Annotated in this window: 14 protein-coding genes; 9 read left to right on the top strand and 5 right to left on the bottom strand. The window is 40.5% G+C overall.

What is annotated here, in order from left to right:
- Nucleotides 1–284: 284 nt before the first annotated feature.
- The gene (locus tag H6G97_RS22930) at nt 285–2,408 is read right to left on the bottom strand and encodes a vanadium-dependent haloperoxidase (protein ID WP_190942946.1); all 2,124 of its coding nucleotides are present in this window, start codon (nt 2,406–2,408) and stop codon (nt 285–287) included.
- Between the two features lie 1,152 nt (nt 2,409–3,560).
- Here H6G97_RS22930 and gloA2 point away from each other — a divergent pair.
- The 3 genes from gloA2 to H6G97_RS22915 all read left to right on the top strand — a co-directional run bounded on the left by gloA2 (nt 3,561) and on the right by H6G97_RS22915 (nt 5,586).
- The gene (gene gloA2, locus H6G97_RS22925; RefSeq protein ID WP_190942945.1) at nt 3,561–3,947 is read left to right on the top strand and encodes an SMU1112c/YaeR family gloxylase I-like metalloprotein; all 387 of its coding nucleotides are present in this window, start codon (nt 3,561–3,563) and stop codon (nt 3,945–3,947) included.
- Nucleotides 3,948–3,955: 8 nt separating this feature from the next.
- On the top strand, nt 3,956–4,417 hold the full coding sequence (locus H6G97_RS22920; RefSeq protein WP_190942944.1) for a GNAT family N-acetyltransferase: 462 nt from the start codon (nt 3,956–3,958) through the stop codon (nt 4,415–4,417).
- Between the two features lie 314 nt (nt 4,418–4,731).
- Complete coding sequence (locus tag H6G97_RS22915; protein ID WP_190942943.1) at nt 4,732–5,586, top strand: methyltransferase domain-containing protein; 855 nt, start codon at nt 4,732–4,734, stop codon at nt 5,584–5,586.
- Between the two features lie 210 nt (nt 5,587–5,796).
- On the opposite strand, the gene H6G97_RS22910 is transcribed toward H6G97_RS22915, so the two are convergent.
- Complete coding sequence (locus tag H6G97_RS22910) at nt 5,797–6,873, bottom strand: PIN/TRAM domain-containing protein (protein WP_190942942.1); 1,077 nt, start codon at nt 6,871–6,873, stop codon at nt 5,797–5,799.
- A gap of 411 nt (nt 6,874–7,284) precedes the next feature.
- On the opposite strand from H6G97_RS22910, the gene hemW reads away from it, so the two are divergent.
- The 3 genes from hemW to H6G97_RS22895 all read left to right on the top strand — a co-directional run bounded on the left by hemW (nt 7,285) and on the right by H6G97_RS22895 (nt 10,650).
- Nucleotides 7,285–8,466 (top strand): radical SAM family heme chaperone HemW, encoded by a 1,182-nt coding sequence (gene hemW, locus H6G97_RS22905; RefSeq protein WP_190942941.1) that lies wholly within the window; start codon nt 7,285–7,287, stop codon nt 8,464–8,466.
- Between the two features lie 61 nt (nt 8,467–8,527).
- On the top strand, nt 8,528–9,415 hold the full coding sequence (locus H6G97_RS22900) for a sugar phosphate nucleotidyltransferase (protein ID WP_190942940.1): 888 nt from the start codon (nt 8,528–8,530) through the stop codon (nt 9,413–9,415).
- Nucleotides 9,416–9,528: 113 nt separating this feature from the next.
- On the top strand, nt 9,529–10,650 hold the full coding sequence (locus H6G97_RS22895; protein ID WP_190942939.1) for a THUMP domain-containing class I SAM-dependent RNA methyltransferase: 1,122 nt from the start codon (nt 9,529–9,531) through the stop codon (nt 10,648–10,650).
- Between the two features lie 255 nt (nt 10,651–10,905).
- Here H6G97_RS22895 and priA read toward each other — a convergent pair whose 3' ends face one another.
- Complete coding sequence (priA, locus tag H6G97_RS22890) at nt 10,906–13,479, bottom strand: primosomal protein N' (RefSeq protein ID WP_190942938.1); 2,574 nt, start codon at nt 13,477–13,479, stop codon at nt 10,906–10,908.
- 797 nt (nt 13,480–14,276) lie between these two features.
- On the opposite strand from priA, the gene H6G97_RS22885 reads away from it, so the two are divergent.
- The 3 genes from H6G97_RS22885 to petJ all read left to right on the top strand — a co-directional run bounded on the left by H6G97_RS22885 (nt 14,277) and on the right by petJ (nt 16,971).
- Nucleotides 14,277–15,449, top strand: coding sequence for an RNA polymerase sigma factor, RpoD/SigA family (locus H6G97_RS22885; protein ID WP_190942956.1), 1,173 nt, complete (start codon nt 14,277–14,279; stop codon nt 15,447–15,449).
- Nucleotides 15,450–15,739: 290 nt separating this feature from the next.
- Complete coding sequence (locus H6G97_RS22880) at nt 15,740–16,234, top strand: GNAT family N-acetyltransferase (RefSeq protein WP_190942955.1); 495 nt, start codon at nt 15,740–15,742, stop codon at nt 16,232–16,234.
- Between the two features lie 401 nt (nt 16,235–16,635).
- Nucleotides 16,636–16,971, top strand: a complete 336-nt coding sequence (gene petJ, locus H6G97_RS22875) for a cytochrome c6 PetJ (RefSeq protein WP_190942937.1) — start codon at nt 16,636–16,638, stop codon at nt 16,969–16,971.
- A gap of 211 nt (nt 16,972–17,182) precedes the next feature.
- Here the strand turns inward: petJ and H6G97_RS22870 are convergent, their stop codons facing one another.
- On the bottom strand, nt 17,183–17,809 hold the full coding sequence (locus H6G97_RS22870; RefSeq protein WP_190942936.1) for a Uma2 family endonuclease: 627 nt from the start codon (nt 17,807–17,809) through the stop codon (nt 17,183–17,185).
- 468 nt (nt 17,810–18,277) lie between these two features.
- A complete protein-coding gene (gene glgX, locus H6G97_RS22865; protein WP_190942935.1) occupies nt 18,278–20,404 on the bottom strand; it encodes a glycogen debranching protein GlgX in 2,127 nt (708 codons plus the stop codon).
- Between the last annotated feature and the right edge of the window lie 282 nt (nt 20,405–20,686).

Raw genomic sequence — 20,686 nt, 5'->3', positions numbered from 1 at the left:
AAATTTCGAATGGTGCGTTAGCCTACGGCATAACACACCCTACAAAAGATGATTTGGGGTGATTAAATCATTTGTGTGTACACTGTAGCCTTTTAAAAGGAGAGAGGAATGGAAGTGAGCTTTTCTAGATTCCGTGAAAAGTGAGCATTGTCAATCGAAACAATCGCATTGTTAACCGAAACAATCGCATTGCAACTTTAAAAGACTTGTGTGTACACCGTAGCTCCTATAAGGAGAGGAGTTTGAGTCTTACTCCCCTTCCTTGTAGGGGAACCAGTGCGTTGCTATGACGAAGGTTCAGCTAACGAAGGTTCAGCTAACAAAGGTTCATCTATCAAAGATTGCTTGAGCGAAGATTGGTCTATCAAAATCAAAGGTTGGTTTATTGTCTGATTTACCTCAGGAGCGAACGATTTAATTACGCTGTTACCCACTTGCCTACCTAATTGGATATCGGGATCTTTTGTGGGATCTATAGCAAAACTACCTTCAGAAGTAGTGACAGTATTGCGCGTTACTTTACCGTCTATGGTTATAGCATTTTGGGTTGTAGGTGTTTTGCTTGTTACTGGTACCTGAGTTACTCCAGAGGATGGGACATGAACCCCGCCGAAAATGCGGCTTGCGGCATTGTCCTCTATTGCCTCAGAAATGGTGTTGTACGTCAAAGCCTGACCTGGTAAGTCTTGCGAAGGAACTGTGAAAGGTGTGTTGTCCCCGAAGAAGTTAATCAATACTTGACCTGCTGCCGAACCAAATGCAGCGTGTCCTGAGTTGTAGTCTGGGAACGATGGGGTTAAAGGAGTATTAAAGAAATTTTCAGGCTGATGATACGATAGCAGGGGTAGCCAGTTCACATCACGAACTACTCCTGCTGACACGTCGAGGCTATTGTTTTGGCGGATTGCTTGAATCGGTCGTAGTTGATTGTAAAAATATTTAGAATCCCACGTTAGAATACCCACATCAGCTTGTGCAAGGTTTAACTGAGCAAACAAGAGGGCGTTCTGAGATAGATTATTGCCCCTATTCAAAGAGATTTGTTGTGCATACTGGTTCCACTGACCGGGAGGCCTGAAGGTATTTGGGCGATCGAGTGCCCAGAAGATAGCATTTTTCGTTTGGTTAGAAGTGCGAGTAATTGTAGTAGCGCTAGTGTTCGAGAAGGCCCCTACCTGCCGGATAAGGTTCTGTTGGTCTGCGAACTGTTGGCTACCAAATGGTGTGGGGCCAGACAGTCCGAACTGTAGCAGGCGAGGTCTAGGATTTGCTGGGTCGCGATCGGGTATATCAGGTGAAAAGGGAAGAACTGCTCCCCACCCTGGCAATAATGCAGGTGTAAAATCGGGGAAAGTTGGTCGCCATTCGCCTGCGCTATTTCCTCCTGTGTAAGGTATCTGCGCCTGAGCCGAGCCATCGTTTCTCCGCAAGGCTAGTATTATCCCAGCAACTTCTCTTCCTATAGACCTACCGTTGCTCTTAGCCGTACCGTTCGGTATTGCTGCCAAAGAGGTTTTTAGCTGTTGGTCGAGTAGATTTCTTATAGCTGTTTTAGCTGCTTGAGTTTGCGCTGAATCTTGTGGTGTTGCAACAGTGAATAGATTGCGTAACGTTGTATACGCTGCTTGGACAGATGCTGCTGGTGCCGACGCACCGCCCGTAAGCCGAGGATCAGAGGGACTTATCCTCACAGCGTAAGGCCGACCAATCCGGTTAATGGCGTTTACAGCATCATAAACTGCCAAGTGAACGATCGCCTGATTGCGTGCTCCTATTGGGGGTGCAGTCCCACCTCTGGCTGTAAGAACGCCATTTGCATCACGGGAAATTCCTGAGACAAGGATGGAATTCAGAAGCGTTGCATTCCAAACAATTACGGGATCACCAGCATTAACCAACTGACTGACTACTTTACCGTTTGTAGTAGCTTGGGGGATGGTGGTGTCAACCTCAGCAATCAGCTGGTACGCTCCAGGTGCTACAACACTTGGACTACGGAAAGCAGAACTAGTAAAGTCCACGGTGACGGTTTGGGAAGCACCAGGAGATAAGCTAACACTTGGAAGGCTTTGAGTCCCGAGCAGTTCATCTGTGCCCACCAAAGGGGAATTTGATGTGGTACCCAAAGTCGATACTAAAGTGATGACTCTAGGGGTACTGAGGGGGTTTTTATCGAGGATTGAATCCGGGGACACGTATATCTTGAGATTTAAAGCTCCTTGAAAAATTGCTGTGCCGTTATTAGTAACAATTAGGTTAAATTGACCCTGTTTAACTGCTTCCCCTAACAGTGTAGGTCTCTGAAATTTACTGTTACTAAATCTGATTTGGATATCTGGTACTGGCTTGGTTGTCTGAGCATAAGCTGCTGGGATAAACGCTGTACCAATTACAGATGCAGTTACCACGCTCTTGATAGAGAACGAAAGAAAGTGGAAGATCGTATTTAGCTGAGATGCCATGAGTTTGTATTATTTTCTTGCAGAATATATAGATGAAGGATATCTTTCGGGATGAATGGTTGTGTTGCAGAAGCAAACTGAGGACAGAGTAATTTACTCAATCCTTGCTTTAACTAGCCCTTTTCAAGTGAGCGTATTTAATATCAACTTTTTGGCTTTTGGCAACATTTCAGCTACAAGCCAAAATAGAATCAATAATCTCTGCATTAAACTCCAAATTTTTGCACTAGAAATTAAGCGATCACATTCGCAAAAATGTCAAAATCTAGTTAATAACATTAGTGTTTTACAGTGCAGATTTTGGTCTTTAGAGATTATTTATAAAAAAAAATCTAGCTCTCAAAAGGCTACTAAACATGACTTACATCTTGACATATATAGTGTATGATCAATATGTAAATCATAATTTGCTATCTGGTAATTATAAAAACTTGAAACAGGAACTTTACTTTTCTTGACTTTGTTTTTTACAATTTTTTAGCCTGTTTTTTTATAACCATGAGTAATTATATTAAATTGCAAAAAATTGCAAAGTTTAAGCTTGGGTAAATAAAAAGTTATGGAAACATTAATATTCATTTAAAAAGGAATTATCTTCCAAAACAAATAAAACAAGTTTTTTTCAAAGTAAGTGATTTCAACTAATTGCAAGGGATAAATTTGGTCTTCTTTTATCAAGTTTGATAAACGGATTGTCATGCATTCATAAGGTTAGGAACGATGGCGTAACTTCTTTGTGCGGTAATATCTGCGATCCCTTCCTTGCAACGGGAAATCAACAGAAGAAACCGACTTCTTAAAATTTAGGAGTCGGTCAAAAAGAATGTTAGTAATTTGCTCAGTCAGATTAACTCTTATTTTAACTAGGATTTGATGAATTTAATTTATAAAAAGCACCTTTTACCTTGTTAAAGCTAGGTAGACTTCTGTTACAGCCTACTATAGCAATCCAAATTAAAACGTTACAAAATGCGTAAGCATACAGTAGTAGCTATAAGTATTTCAGCGGTTTATTTTCTCACCAATAATTTAGGATTACTATAGTAAAATTTTACTAAAAGTGCTACAGGTAAATAATTGGTAACTTGAAAAGTACACATGAAAACCACTGGCATTCATCATATTGCTATTATTTGTTCTGACTACGATCGCTCCAAAACATTTTATGTCGAAACTTTAGGCTTTTCGATTATTCAAGAGACTTTTCGCACCGAAAGAAATTCCTATAAATTAGATTTACGAGTTGGAAAAAATGCTCAAATAGAGCTATTCTCTTTCCCAAATCCTCCAGAACGACCCAGTAAACCAGAGGCTTGTGGTTTAAGACATCTTGCTTTTCAAGTTGATGATGTTGAGGAAACTGTTTTTTATTTAAAATCGAAAGGAGTAGAGGTAGAAAATATCAGAGTTGATGAAATTACAAATAAAAAATTTACTTTCTTTAAAGACCCTGATAATTTACCATTAGAGATTTATGAGAATTAAGATTCAGTATGATTATTAGAGAATACAAACTGTCTGATACTAAGCTAATCATGAAGCTGTTTTATGATACAGTTCATGAAATCAATATTTGCGATTACACTCAAGAACAAGTTGATGCTTGGGCACCTGTAAATATGGATTATGAAGTTTGGCACAAAAGATTACAAGCCAAGCTTCCTTACGTTGCAGAAAATAATGGTGAGATAGTTGGGTTCGCAGAATTAGAAGCGGATGGTCACATTGATTGTTTTTATTGTCATAGCAAATATCAAGGGAAAGGTATTGGTTCAAAACTCTTAATTCATATAGAAAGTACTGCAAAATTACAAGGGATTAAACGACTATATACAGAAGCAAGTATTACTGCAAAGCCCTTTTTTGAAAAGAAGGGATTTAGCGTAGTCAGAGAACAGCAAGTAGAACGACGGGGAGTCTGGTTTCAAAACTATGTAATGGAAAAATATTTGTAAATGTTGATAATATCTGCAAATTATTAGCTAAAGGCAGTTTTTATCCATGCTTTTTAATCCACCATCTCTATGTACCTAAATTTATCGCTAACGTTTGAAATCCTCTAAAAGGTTACAAATATTTTAAGTAGAACAGCTTAAATAATTGACGCTATGTCATTGCGAATGAAACGAAGTGTAATGAAGCAATCGCAATGCTTATGTCGATTTTACATTCTGTTACATAGCTAGGTTTATTTTCACCGACTTACTTACTCCAATTTTGCTATACTTTACCAAGTTTTTGCTGTACTCAAGTTATTAGGAAGTCTACAATGTCAACATCTATTGATGCACAGCAGCAGATGTATGAGGCTTATGCTTCGTCGTATGCCATTTTTTTAAAGAATTGGCAAATCCAGCGACAAGCAGCTTTAGATATGCTTGAGAAGCATCTTAAAAGCAACTTTTCTAAGCAACCGGAAGTTTCATCGGTGCTAAGTGTTGGCCCTGGCCCTGGAGAGTTCGATAAGCAACTTATCCACTTCCTCCAGCAATATGTCCCTAAAGGGCAAACTTTAAGATATGTGACAGTAGAGCCTAATCATGTTCATCGGCAGATATTTGAAGCAACGATGCAATCTGCTGGTCTTGGTGAAGTGGACTTAGAAATGCATCCAGTTACTATTGAGGATTTTCATACAGATGAGCAGTTCGACTGTATTCATTACACGCATTCTCTTTACCACATGCCCAATCAAGAGAGGCAATTAATCCTTAAGTCACTTAATATGCTTAAAGACGGAGGAGTACTTGTCATCACTCTAGAAACAGAAGAAGCAGTGATATTCAAATTGATGGAACAATATGTAGAAATAGTTGGTAATCAGGAATACTGGCAAGAGTCTTCATGCGTAGAAGCAAATAAGTTACGTAAAACCATAGATGACATCGGTCTGTCGTATAAATTTGAAACTTATCCCGAATATTTGGATGCTTCTGCTTGTTTTGAGCAGAATTCGGAAGAAGGTAGAGTGTTGATGGATTTCCTCTTTCAGGCTAACTTACGTAACGCTTCTTCCGAGTTGAATCAGCAACTACTTTCCTTGGTTGACGAAGTGGCGTTTGAGCAGAATGGCCGCAAAATGCTGTATTTGCCGACTGGCACATTTTTGATTCCTAAGCAATAGGCTAAGTGCTTTGCACACCTTTCTGATAAGCACAGTTAGCAAGGCAGGGAGGGCGGCCGCATCTAAATGACTCTTCAAATATGAACCATCTTTTAAAGGTTTGTCGTTTTAAGAATTTAACGCTCTTCTAGAATTCTTCCTAAATAAATAATCGGTGCAGTCAACCTGCACCGATTACTAAGTGTGACTCGAATTGAACATCCCATTGTTTCACGCCAATGCTGAAGCTTGGGGTTTGGCAAAAATCATTCTTCCTGCTGTAGTTTGTAAAGCGCTGGTAACTACTACTCGCAGTTCACCACCCACATAAGGGCTACCTTCTTCAACAACTACCATTGTGCCGTCATCTAGGTAGCCAATACCTTGACTGGGTTCTTTGCCTTCTTTGAGAATTTTCAAATCAAGGTTGTCGCCAGGTAAATAACTGGGACGGACAGCATTCACTAAATCATTCACATTTAAAACAGGTACTTTCTGAACACTGGCGACTTTAGACAAGTTGTAGTCGTTGGTTAGCAATGTACCGCTGATTTCTTGGGCGAAGCGTACTAACTTGGCATCGACTGTGGGAATATCGTCGTAGTCAATTCCATTAATCAGGATGCGATCGGGATATTCTTCTTTAATGCGGTTGAGAATTTCTAGTCCTCGTCTTCCCCGCACCCGCTTTTGATCTTTGCTAGCATCCGCTACTTGTTGGAGTTCTTGCAAGACAAACTGCGGTACGAGAATTTGTCCTTCCAGAAACCCTGTTTCTAGTAAGGCTTCAATGCGACCATCAATAATGCAACTGGTGTCTAAAACTTTCGTATTGGCTGGTTTTAGCGTTCCTTCCACAACCATCGATTCGACGGTGTTGGGATTAATGAATCGCAATAAGCCTCGCCCGTGGGTGTCTGCCAAATTCATGCCAGTGACGGAGAGGATAATACTACCGACAACTGCCACTAATGGTTTAATAAACCCAAAATCTGCCGGGATGGGTAGCAAAAATAGTGGCGCTAGCATCAGGTTAGCTAGTAATAGCCCAATAACTAAGCCGATCGCACGAGTTAAAATCACTTCCAGAGGCATTTCTTTGATTTGTGATTCTACGCGACGATATGTCGTCTGGAAACTCAGTCCGATCGCACCACCAATAATAGCGGCAAAGACGGCAACAACTAAGCGTAAAGCTTCAAGGTTTGTCACCTGATCTAGCGTGCCATTGGGTAGCAGTTCAATGCTGTAGAACCCTATTCCCGACGCTGCTAGGATAAATGAAAAAATAATAATGGCGTCAAGCATGGTTGTCTTGTTTTCCTGCAACTGTGTTAACCGATAAAATTAAGTATTCTTTATTTCATCGGTAAGATAAACTCATCAATATTGACTTACACTAAGGGTTTAGTAGGACAATATCTGCAATTATTATAACCAAAGGCTTTTATCTTAATATTTTTCATTGTTTCGTTGTAAAACGACAAAAATCTGTAAATAAACTACTCATTTTGTAAGAATTCAGAATTCTGAATTCAGAATTCTGAATCCAGAATTAAGAAGACTTTGATACCCAAACTTAATAATTTTAATAAAATCAAGAAGTGATTGGACGCTTGATTTTACAATTATTCTGACTCCTGACTCCTGACTCCTGAATTCTTTCCTCATTTTCATTGTCTCTAATTCGCAGTTGGCTTAACTTCATTCTTTCTCAAAATGAGTCAAAAATTTAGTACTTCTGAAATTGCGAGTTCTGCTTATGTGCATATTCCCTTTTGCAGACGGCGGTGTTTTTATTGTGATTTCCCGGTGTTTGTTGTGGGCGATCGCTTGCGGGGTGAAACATCTGGTAGTATCTCCCAATATGTTGAGGTGCTATGTCAAGAAATCGGCATTACACCAGCATTTGGTCAACCCTTGAAGACAATTTTCTTTGGTGGTGGTACTCCTTCGTTGCTATCAATAGAGCAGTTACAACGAATAGTAACAGAGCTAGAGAAGCATTTTGGTATTGCATCTGGGGCAGAAATTTCTATGGAAATTGACCCAGCCACCTTTGATTTAGCGCAAATAGTAGGCTATCGCACTGTCGGCGTGAACCGGGTAAGTTTGGGTGTACAAGCCTTTCAAGCAGAATTATTGCAGAGGGCGGGGCGATCGCACTCAGTTGAAGATATCTTTGCAGCTGTGGAACTAATCCACCAAGTCGAGATTCCCGAATTTAGCTTAGACTTAATTTCTGGGTTGCCGCATCAGTCTTTGGATCAATGGCAGGATTCCTTAGTAAAAGCGGTAGCGCTTGTCCCCACTCACATTTCCATCTACGATCTTACCATCGAACCAGGTACAGCCTTCGGTCGTTACTACAAACCTGGTGATACTCCTTTGCCTACGGATGAAGCCACAGTCAAAATGTACCAGATGGGGCAGCAAGTTTTGACTGGTGCAGGTTACGAGCATTATGAAATTTCTAATTATGCTCAACCTGGTCATCAGTGTCGGCATAATCGAGTGTATTGGGAAAACCGCCCTTACTATGGTTTTGGTATGGGTGCGGCGAGTTATGTTAAAGGAAAGCGCTTCACTCGTCCGCGTAAAACTAATGAGTATTATCAATGGGTACAAGCTGGCGGTGTGATTGATTGTGATGTAACTCCCTCAAAGGAAGTATTGTTAGAAACGTTAATGTTGGGGTTGCGTTTGGCGGAGGGTGTGAGTTTGGCGGCGTTGGCGGAGGTGTTTGGCGAAGAGAAGGTGGAGGAAATTTGCAGGTGTTTACAAGAGTATTTTGATCGAGGTTGGGTGGAAGTTGTAGGGGGAAGGTTGCGTTTGATTGATCCCCAAGGGTTTTTGTTTTCTAATGTGGTGTTGGCGGAGTTGTTTGAGAAGTTGGGGTGATTAGCAGGGGGCAGGGGGCAGGGGGCAGGGGAGATTTTAAGCTGATGAAGGTTGAGGGTTTATGCAAAAAAATCAAGTTAGAAAAGCTGTGATTCCGGTAGCTGGCTTTGGCACTCGGTTGTTTCCAGCTACTAAAGTTGTGAAAAAAGAACTTTTCCCGATTATTGATCGAGATGGTCGGGCAAAACCTGTGATTATCGCAATTATTGAAGAAGCAATTAGTGCTGGAATTACAGAAGTCGGGATTGTGGTACAGCCGCACGATCGAGAAATATTTGAAGATTTATTGAAAAAACCACCTAAAAAAGAACTTCTAAAGAAACTTTCACCGCAAAATCAAGAATATAGCCGATATCTCGAAGATTTGGGTAGCAAAATTACGTTTTTATTGCAAGAGGAACAATTAGGCTATGGTCATGCAGTATTTTGTGCCAAAGATTGGGTACAAGATGAACCGTTTTTGCTAATGTTGGGCGATCATGTTTATGCATCTGATATTCAAAAATCTTGTGCTAGTCAACTTTTAGATGTTTATGAACAAGTTAATCAAAGCGTTGTTAGCTTAACTACAAAACCAGCAGAAATTCTTCATACAGCCGGGTGTGTAACAGGAGTTTGGCAAAAGTTAAACTCGATTTTAGAAGTTACACAACTCTATGAAAAGCCTACGATTGAGTATGCACAACAACATTTGCGTGTAGAGGGAATGGCAGATAACGATTTTTTATGTATATTTGGTTTGTATTTACTTAGCCCGAAAATATTTGACTTTTTAGCAGAACACATCAACCAAAATTTACGAGAACGAGGCGAATTTCAGTTAACATCTTCTCTTGATAGATTGTGTCAGGAAGAGGGAATTACAGGATATGTTGTTAAAGGAAAGTGTTTTGATACAGGTTTGCCAGATACTTATCGCCAGACGATGATTGATTTTAGAAATTTTTAGATTAATCTTTAGTTCAAAAAATCGCTTGCTCTGAAAAAGGCATAATCTTTTTATTCTCCACCAATAAATTTAGTTACTAGTAGCCATTAATTACGAATTACGAATTACGAATTATGAATTATTTTGCAACGGTTGCTCGCGGATTAGAAACCCTCGCGGCTCAGGAGTTAGAGCAACTGGGTGCCCATTCTGTGGAGCCTGGGTTTTGCGGTGTAGCCTTTGAGGGCGATCGCACCCTACTTTATCGCGTCAACATCTGGGCTAGGCTACCGTTCCGAATTTTGATGCATATCCATGAGTTTCCATGCCTTGATGCTAAGGATCTCTATCGCGGCATTCAAACCATTGATTGGGCAAACTATCTCACACCAGAAATGACGCTGGCAGTGAATACCACGGGCAAAAATGATCACCTCAACCACACCCACTTCACATCTCTCCAAGTCAAAAATGCGATCGTTGATCAGCAGCAAGAAAATCTGGGTGAACGTTCAAATGTAGAGCTTCATGAACCAGATGTGCGGGTTAATGTTCATATTGAACGCGACTTTTGTACCGTTAAACTCGACAGTTCTGGAAATAGTCTGCACCGCCGAGGCTACCGTCCTGCTGTTGGAGCCGCGCCTTTGAAAGAATCTCTGGCTGCTGCGCTTCTTCAACTTTCGGGCTGGCAACCAGACCAAATGTTCTACGATCCTCTTTGTGGATCTGGCACCTTACCCTTAGAAGCTAGCTTAAAGGCACTTAACATAGCACCAGGGCTATTTCGGGAGTCCTTTGGATTTGAAAATTGGCTTGATTTTGATCTGCCCCTTTTAGAAAAGCTGCTCCAAGAAGCTAAGGATAGTCAACTAGATATCCTGCCTGTGCCTATTTGGGGAAGCGATCGCGATGAAAATGTAATTGAGCAAGCGATTAACAACGCTCAAAACTGCGGCGTTGATAATCATGTATGGTTTTCTCAAATGGAACTTGCCGATGTTGTCGCCCCCGCAGACAGTGGGGTTTTATTCTGCAATCCACCTTATGGTGAACGACTGGGACAAGATATTGATTTAGGGGCGTTCTATAAACTTTTGGGTGATGTGTTAAAACAACGCTTCAAAGGCTGGACTGCATTTGTTCTAAGTGGCAACAAGGAACTGTCTCAATCGATTGGATTAAAATCATCGAAGCGAATTGCAGTTTACAACGGAACTCTACCCTGTCAGTTAATGAAATATGAGTTGTACTAAAACAGAATCGCTCATAGTCTGTCGCAAAAGTTTTGATAGCTGAATCAGTTTTAAATTTCTCTTCTCTACCTCTTAACTTTGCGTTCTTTGCGTCCTTCTCTAACGAGACGCTACGCGAATGCGGTTCGTTCTTTTATCCCTCAAAATCAATGGGACAGACCACTAGTACAGCACGGCGGAAATCAAGCTACTATTTGAAAACTTGAAAAGCCTAGATATACAAAACTTTTGACTTTTGCCCTGCGGTACTAGGCATTACATAATATTGATGGGATCTACATCAATAGTTAAGCTCACAGACGAAGGACAAAGCGATCGCACTTCTTCCCAATCTGGCAATTGTGGCAATGCCTCGGGAGCAAATTTAATCAATATCTGCCAGCGATAACGATTAGCTACCCGTAAAATACTCGCTGGTGCTGGGCCCAATATCTCAAATTCTTCTTCTGTATTCAAGGCTGTAGCAATAATTTGCGCCGTATTTTGCACTTGAATGGGGTCGAGACTACTTAAACGCAATAAAATTAACCGCCCATAAGGGGGATAATTGAGTGCTTGGCGTTGTTCTAACTCGGCTTGAGAGAAAGACTGATAATCGTGCGATCGCACTGCGGCAATTACTGCATGCTCTGTAGTATAAGTCTGCACAATCACCCTACCTGGATCGTCACCTCTACCAGCACGTCCAGCGACTTGAGTCAAGGTTTGAAATGCCCGTTCACTGGCGCGATAATCTGATAGATTTAGCAATCCATCGGCGGCGACAACGCCCACAAGTGTCACCTGTGGTAAATCTAAACCTTTGGTAAGCATTTGCGTACCGACTAATAAATCTGCTTCACCGTTGGCAAACTGGGTGAGTAAAGTCCGGTGTGAGCCTTTATTGCGGGTGGTATCGCTATCAAAACGAATCAAGCGCAAATGTGGGAACTGTCGCGCTAGTTCCTGTGTTACTCGTTGAGTACCGCTACCGAAAAATTTCAGGTAAGGGGAACTACAATCAGGGCAGAATTTGGGGTGCGATCGCACATAATTACAATAATGACACCGCAATAATTCCGGCGCTTTTTCTTCAGTGTGGTGATACGCCAGCGATACGTCACAGTGCGGACATTCCATCACATATCCACAACTACGGCAAGATACAAAAGTACTGTGTCCCCGGCGATGAATAAATAAAATTCCTTGTTGTTTTCTTTCTTGCAACTCTTGCAAAGCTGCTTGCAGCGATCTACTAAATATAGAGCGATTTCCGTGCTGCAACTCTTGCCGCATATCGACTATTTCCACGGGCGGTAAAGGGCGGGAGTTGACACGCTCAGGCAAAGTTAAATAATATGCCCCCTGCCCCTTCCCTCCTAACTCCCTCACGCTCACCAAACTTTCCAACGAAGGTGTCGCGGAACCCAACACCAAGGGGCAATTTTCTAATTCGGCTCGCCACTGGGCAACGGTGCGGGCGTGGTAGGTGGGTATGGGTGAATCTTGTTTAAAGCTGCTATCGTGTTCTTCATCTAAAATAATTAAACCCAAGTTTGGTAAAGGGGCGAAAACGGCGCTGCGAGTACCAATTACAACTTGAGGTTCTCCCGTGAGCATAAGCCGCCAAGTGTCGTAACGTTCACCATCGGAGAGGGCGCTGTGGTAAACGCTGACTTTGTTGCCAAAACGGGCGCGAAAACGATCGGTTAGCTGGGGTGTAAGTCCAATTTCTGGGACTAAAACCAGAGCGGATTTGCCTTGATTGAGCAGGGGTGCGATCGCTTGCAGATATACTTCGGTTTTTCCTGAACCTGTCACCCCATGCAATAAAACTTGAGCAAATCCATCTAGTGTCTGGATTGTTTGTAAAGCGCTAGCTTGAGCAGTAGTTAAAGATTTAGCACCATCACCTACTAAAGCTGGGCCTTGTTCTGTTCGCAATATTTCCCGTTCTTCAACAACAATGTAACCTTTTTGTGCCAACGTTTTGAGGATAGAAGAACTAGCATTGCAAATTTGCAACAATTCAGTTTGCCACAACTCCCCATTATGTCGTCGCAGCACTTCTAAAATCTCTTTTTGGCGATTAGTTAAGTCGTCATCAATTGTACCTGTGAGGGTAACTGCTTTTTGTAGCTTTGGCCGAGTTAGTCGTGGCGGTTCTAAATAGCTTTCTACTAAACCAAATCGCAACAACTCTCGAATTCCCCGATAAGCAGATTTAACTTTTTGTTGGAGGTAGATAAAACTGTAATCCCCCGCCGCTTGCCCTTGCAAAAGTTCCCAAACTTGCCGCGCAGTTGGAGTCAAAAAAGCGGAAGGATCAGGAGATACCAATAAATAGCTACTTTTCCCTGCCCCCTGCCCCCTCTTCCCCCTATCCCCAGAGGGGGCCCCGAGTCCCCCTGCCCCTCTATCTCCAACAAGGCGAATACGACGCTGCGATCGCCCCAGCAACCCTGGTGGGAGCGCAACCCGGATTACTTGAATCAGGGGCGTATAGTAATATGCAGCAACTCGATTGAGTAATTCCCAATAAGCACTAGGAAAAAACCCAACACTGACTATATCTTCTACTTCCCGGATTTTTTCTGGTGGTAAATTAAAATTTGGTTGTGCCAGTAACCGAATAGCGATCGCTCCTAATTGTTGTGCCCCAAATGGCACGCTTAAAATATCCCCTGGTTTTATTTCTAACTGGGCTGGCAACCGATAAGTAAATAGTCCTGTACTTCCTGGACAGTCTACCAGTACTTCAACCCACCGATTAAGAGTTGTATCTAAATGGTATGATTCACTAGCTTGGGCCACCACTAAAGGAGATAAATTTACGTCATTAATATACATAGTTTCTGACTTTATAATTAGATATTTCCCTCACCAAGCTGGTCAATATGAGCCTAGCTAACTAAACTCTAATTTTTTGCTTCTTTAGACTTAAATGGTATTTCTCAATACTGTTATCCTTCATAATACTTGATAATTTTCCTCTTATGTAATCTACTAGACAAATTCGTATCAACTATAAATGCAATAAATATTTGGTACCCACTATACAAATAAAAGGATGTCGGCTCTTGCTGTAACAGTTACTCTATCTACTAAATAGGGAGTAGCCTTTTTCCGCCTATCGGTAGATATTCAACCCTTTGTGTATATGAGATGCTTTTATACAAATAAGAACATCCGGAAATTAAGCTGCTATTCTTGTAATTTGTATTATGTCGATAATTTTAAATCAGAAATGCATAACCGCAGTAGGAAGTTTTAGTTTTAATTAGTGATTTCTAACACCTAAGAGATTATAAATATTTAGAAAAATATATGAAAGTTTAAGAAAAAGCGATGATTAGCTGAGATTTTTATATTTGTTAAGGTTGAGAAAGGTTGAGGGGGATTTGACATATTTGATAATTCAGAAAAAAATGAAGAATATATCTGTTGGGAGTCTGAGAATAAAGTTTTGTTAGGTGCTAAGACCAGTTTCATTATAGGTTGTATCTAACCGCAACCCATATATCCTAGGTAGATGCCAATTTTTTTATGTAGATAAATTAGTCTCAGCCTGTATTTCGCTATATAAACTAGTGCATCGTCCATTAGGGAAAACTACCAAGCCTCAAACGAGTAGGTGCAACTAAATTATTTACCAAACAAAGCAACAATCCCTAAAGGAAGCTATGAATATTGTTGAATTCGGAACAATGGAAATACTGGAGAATGCTGCTGATATTGAAGAACCATCACTCGATAGTCTAAATGCAGTAGCAGAAGAAGAAGCTCCAATTGTAGTAGAAAACCTGGAATCAGACGAACGTGATGGAGATCACATGGCGGCGGCTCGTCCTTCGGGATATAACAAAACCGAGCATGATGATGCTGTCGGCGCATTTTTTAAGGAAATGGCACGTTATCCGTTGTTAAAAGCTGATGAAGAAGTAGAGTTAGCGCGGCGAGTCAGGTTTGTAGAAGAAGTCAGAGAAATACAAGCTGCTTTAGAGTTAAAACTGGGACAGGAACCCAGTAAACTAGAAGTTGCTTCTGAGCTAGAAATGACAGAAAAGCAACTAGAAAGTCGCTTGTATCAAGGCAGAGTAGCGAAACGCAAAATGATTCGCTCGAACCTGAGATTGGTAGTATCTATTGCCAAGCGCTATCTGAATCGGGGAGTGCCTTTTCTGGATTTAATTCAGGAAGGAGCAATGGGTTTAAATCGCGCTTCAGAAAAGTTTGATCCCGATAAAGGATATAAGTTTTCTACTTACGCTTATTGGTGGATTAGACAAGCTATTACCAGAGCTATAGCTAACGATGCGCGAACAATTCGGCTACCTATTCATATTGTTGAAAAGCTTAACAAGCTGAAAAAAGCACAACGGGAACTCAAGCAAAAACTCTGTCGCAATCCTACCGAAGGTGAAATGGCAGAAGCTTTAGAAATAAGTGTTCAACAACTACGTCAACTACAACAATTACGGCGACAAGCACTTTCTCTCAATCACCGTGTCGGTAAAGAAGAAGACACAGAATTGATGGATTTGCTAGAAGATGAAGACAACTTGTCTCCAGAAGCAAAAATGAATGAAAACATGATGCGTCAGGAGATTTGGGAAGTCTTGGGTGACGTGTTAACTCCACGGGAGAAAGATGTGATTTCTCTGCGCTATGGTTTGACAACCAGCGAACCCTGTACCTTAGAGGAAGTTGGCAATATGTTCAATCTTTCTCGTGAGCGAGTCCGTCAAATTCAAAGCAAAGCTATGCGGAAATTGCGTCGTCCTCACATAGCTAAACGTTTAAAAGGTTGGTTAATCTAAAAATTTAACCCCACAATCACTGATAATACCAAATTAGGATAAGTAGTATTGTTTGAGATTTATGGAACAGTCTTTAGCAAAGACATTTAATCCGAAATCCAAATTGCGCTTTCACCGCACTCAAGTGCGATCTAAAATCCAAAATTGGTAGAATTCGTTGATTTAATTAGCTTTGCAATTCGCAAAAGCCGGGTGTTTTGTACTTTGTTTCGGCCTTAGTTTAGTCATTCTCAAGAAAAATTGCCCAGTTGCCTATAGACTATGGACTATAAACTATGGACTATAGACTAATGACTTCGGGTAGCAATTTGATTGTGCGTTTTGCTGAACCAGCTGATTACAGCGTACTGTTTAAACTAATCGAGGGGCTTGCAGAGTATGAAAAATTATCTCACGCGATCGCAGGTAATGCTCTGGCACTTAAGGAGCATTTATTTGGTTCACGGAGGTATGTAGAGGCAATCTTAGCAGAATCTGAAGGTCAAGCTGTTGGCTTTGCCCTATTTTTTCATAATTATTCAACATTTCTGACTAAGCCAGGAATTTATCTAGAAGATTTATTTGTTTTACCAGAATATCGCAGACAAGGTATTGGTAGAGCTATCCTGACTAGATTAGCCCAGATAGCTGTAGAACGTGATTGTGGGCGGTTAGAGTGGAGTGTCTTGGATTGGAACGAGTCAGCCCAAGAATTTTACCGTAGTATGGGAGCATCAATATTAGATGATTGGCGAATTTGTCGCGTTACAGAAGATGCGCTTATTCAATTAGGAACTGTTAAATAAAAACAAAGGATGAAGTATAAAGGATGAAACAGGACAATTTTATTCTTTAATATTTCATCCTTAAATTTTTATTTTTTATTTTTCTAAAATTCTTTATATAGCAATCCTAAATAAGTTGTAGAAATCGATAAGTTAAGATCCCCGACTTCTCAAAGAAGTCGGGGATCTTATTATTCACGACTGATTTAGGAAAGTCTTGATATTTCGTAGAGAAGCACCTTGTTAGATATTGCTACTAAGTAACAACACTAAATTTAAACCCCAAAAATTCAAAATCCAAAAACTTTATTTAATAAAGCAAACTTTGACAACTTGTCATTTGACTATGGCAGCGGCTCAACTGACAATTATGGAGGATAGATATTGCACTGAATAAGCTGTTATTGCAGAGAGAACACGAAATGAAAAAAATGATTACAATCATGCTGTTAGGCATAGCAATCTTCACCTTTGCCTTCAGTAGTCCCGCATTGGCAGCAGATGCTGTTAGTGGAGCTAAAGTATTTAGTGCTAATTGTGCCTCTTGTCACGCAGGAGGTAAAAATCTGGTTCAAGCTCCGAAAAACCTGAAGAAGGAAGCTTTAGAAAAGTATGGTATGTACTCAGAGGAGGCGATTATCGCTCAAGTTACAAAAGGTAAAAATGCCATGCCTGCTTTTGGCAATCGTTTAAAAGCTAACCAGATTGAAGATGTAACTGCTTATGTGCTTTCACAAGCAGATAAGGATTGGAAGTAAACTAAAATCTAGTTTCCAAAATTAACAATTAGTGGGGCTTTTTGTCCCGCTAATTTTATATTTGTTGAAATTATCAAATAGGATGCTGATATATCGGCTTTGGATTAAGAGTATTTGCAAAATGAGAACCAAAGAAAGAGATTTGCCGACGAAAAAAGTTTTGATTTACTGAAGAGATTGCGATCACAAATATCGTCTATAACTGTCAAAGCTATACAGAGTATGCACCTGCTTGAAAAATCTGTTCGGCGGTTAAATTTAATTCGGGGAAAGTTGGTGAGATAATGCGATCGCTACCTCGAAACTGGCTAACTTGATATTCTCCCTCAATTAAAGTGTAGAGCGAGACAGTTGGTTGTTTGGGGTTGCCAATAAATCGCCTACCGCCTAAAGCAGCATAATCTACAATCCAGTATTCTGGGATGCCTACAGCCTCATAGTCAGCAGCTTTTTTTAAATAATCATCACGCCAATTGCTACTCACTACCTCAACTACTAAAGGTATTGACTCCGCTTGGCTTACAGTAGATTGTTTTTTCCACAGAGGTTCATTTATTAAATTGGGAAGATTTAATATCAGCACATCTGGTGAGTAAGCAGATTCATTTTCAAGCGGTTTTACTAGTACTGTTTTCGGGATGCCGTAGCGTAGACTGATGCGACTATATTCTAGAAGAAATTTCTGGACTAAAAATACAATTATCTCTTCATGGTCGCCTGTAGGTTGCGGCATCTTTACAATTACTCCATCATGCAACTCATAACGTTCTCCTGTGTTGTCAGGATATTTAGCAACAAATTCATCAAATGTAACTAGTTTGCGTAAGGCTTGGATCATAAATTATTGCCTTCTATTGTGTTTGCAAAGCTTCCAGTTTTCTCAATGCTAACTTAATTCGTAATTGCTTTGAGGCTTATTACCTTTCACCTTTGGGAGGTTAAATTGCTTATGAAACCGAATATATCTAGCCCCTAAAGAGCGCACTTATGGAAATTTGAGTGTCTGAAGCAGATTAAAAAATATCTCAACCCAGATTGAGATCATATTACCAATAGAACCGAGATCACACTTCAACGAGTTCATCTCGGTTAAACTGAATACTTGTATTTAAATCTAACAAATGCTCATATAGGAACTTAAATTATGGCAATGAGGAGAGGCGATAAAAATCGTTATAGCGTTTTTTAAACATACAAGTTAAGTAGGTAGACATGATTAAATATAAGATGTTATTGCGAGCGAAACGAAGCAAGTGCAAAGTCTCTAGGATTGCTCCGTTTCATTTGCAAGTTTACGCCCATTAACTTAACTAATAAGGCGTAACAGCATCAAAGAGCGATCTGTGACTGGCACAGTTTGAGAGCCTGAAACTAATTTTCCCCGATCTAAGAAGCGAGGCTCATTAGTGTCAATTACTATTTCCCATATCTTATCTTTAAATTCATTGGGTAAAGCAAACTCAATTAACTCGTAGTGAGCATTAAAAAATAGCAAAAAGCTTTCATCAATAATCCGCTCACCACGATCGCCTGGAGTGGAAATTCCTTGCCCATTCAAGAAAATCTCCATTACTTTGGCATAACTAACTAGCCACTGCTTCTCTGTCATTTCACTGCCATCAGAATTAAACCAAGCAATATCATTAATGCCTAAACCGTGAATGGGGCGACCTTGAAACCATTTACGTCGTCGAAATACTGGATGCTGATGGCGAAAATTAATTAGTTCGCGTGTAAAGTCTAGTAAATCCGCGTTTGCTTTATGCAAGTCCCAATGCCGCCAGGAAATTTCATTGTCTTGGCAGTAGACATTATTATTTCCTTTTTGACTACAGCCAATTTCATCTCCCTCTAATAGCATTGGGACACCTTGAGATAGCATTAGGGTTGCTAAGAAGTTTCGTCGTTGCCGTTCACGCAAACGTATTACTTCTGGATCGTCAGTTTCACCTTCTACTCCACAATTCCATGATCTATTATGGCTTTCACCATCTCTATTGTCTTCCCCGTTTGCCTCGTTATGCTTTTCGTTGTAGCTGACCAAATCATTTAATGTAAAACCATCATGAGCAGTGATGAAATTAATACTTGCATTTGGGTTGCGCCCGTTTGTTTGATATAGGTCAGGGCTACCGGTAAAACAATAGGCAAATTGTCCTAAACTATCATCTACACCACGCCAAAAATCTCTAACTGTATCCCGATATCTACCATTCCACTCAGACCAACGCAGTGGAAAATTCCCGACTTGATAGCCACCTTCTCCTAAGTCCCAAGGTTCAGCAATAAGCTTCACATCTGCCAAGATTGGGTCTTGATGAATAATATCAAAGAAAGCTGATAGGTTATCTACCTCATATAATTCCCGCGCCAGCGCCGAGGCCAAATCAAAGCGGAAACCATCTACATGCATTTCTATTACCCAATAGCGCAGGCTATCCATGATTAACTTCAGAACTTGAGCATGACGCACATTCAGAGAGTTACCGCAGCCTGTAAAGTCCATGTAGTAGCGAGGATCATCCTTTACCAAACGGTAATATACAGAATTATCAACACCTCGTAAAGATAGCGTTGGCCCGAAATGATTTCCTTCGCCAGTGTGGTTGTAGACTACATCTAAGATCACTTCAATTCCGGCAAAATGTAGTGCTTTGACCATTTGCTTGAATTCAGTGACTTGTTCTCCCACAGTCCCACTAGCACTGTAACTAGAATAGGGAGCAAAATAGTTGATGGAATCGTAGCCCCAGTAATTGCTTAATCCTTTTCCTTCTAAATGTCCCGGATGAGATAGAAAGTGATGTACTGGCATCAACTCAACTGCTGTAATTCCTAATTGCAGTAAATGTTGAATTGCAGCAGGATGCGCTAACCCGGCATAAGTGCCGCGCAACTCTTCTGGAATAGCTGGATGTAGTTTAGTAAAACCTTTGACGTGAGTTTCATAAATAACAGTTCTATACCAAGGTGTACCAAGCAGTTGATCGCCTTCCCAATCAAAAGATTGATCGACGACAACACACTTGGGCATTATTTTGGCATCATCTAGTTCCGAAAAAACTAAGTCTTTTTCCTCAGCATCTAGAGAGTAGCCAAAGACAGCTGGATCGTTACTAAACTCACCGTCAATTGCCTTAGCGTAGGGATCAATTAATAGTTTGTTTGGATTAAATCGATGACCTACCTCCGGTGCCCACATCCCATGCACCCTAAACCCATACTTTTGACCTGGGCCAACTCCTGGTAAGTAACCGTGCCAAACAAAATTGTTTTTTTCTGTCAGAGGTATACGAATTTCTTCGTCATCGTTATCAAATAAACAAAGCTCTACCCCTGTTGCATTTTCCGAAAATAAAGCAAAGTTTGTCCCTTTACCATCCCAAGTTGCGCCTAAAGGATATACATTCCCCGGCCATAAAGCTACATACATAAGTTAATCTTGAATAATTAGTTTTTTGGTAAATAATTGACTTTGATTTTTTTGAATAATTAGTTAAAATTTGAAGTTACTAATAATTCGTTAAAATCATCAATATTATAATTTAACCTTTTACTAATATTATCTGCTCTATCATTAGTAATAGAAATCTCTATTCCTTTAGTTTGAAAAATTTAACGGAGAAGGCAACTATATCTATAGTAGGATGCACTAACGCTAAAAAGCAAGGATTTTAAACCCTCACTGTTGCCTCAGCTTTCCACAGCGTAAGCT

Origin of the sequence: Nostoc flagelliforme FACHB-838 (assembly GCF_014698065.1) — a bacterium.
Classification (GTDB): domain Bacteria; phylum Cyanobacteriota; class Cyanobacteriia; order Cyanobacteriales; family Nostocaceae; genus Nostoc; species Nostoc flagelliforme_B.
This window is presented reverse-complemented; position numbering and strand designations above follow the sequence as displayed.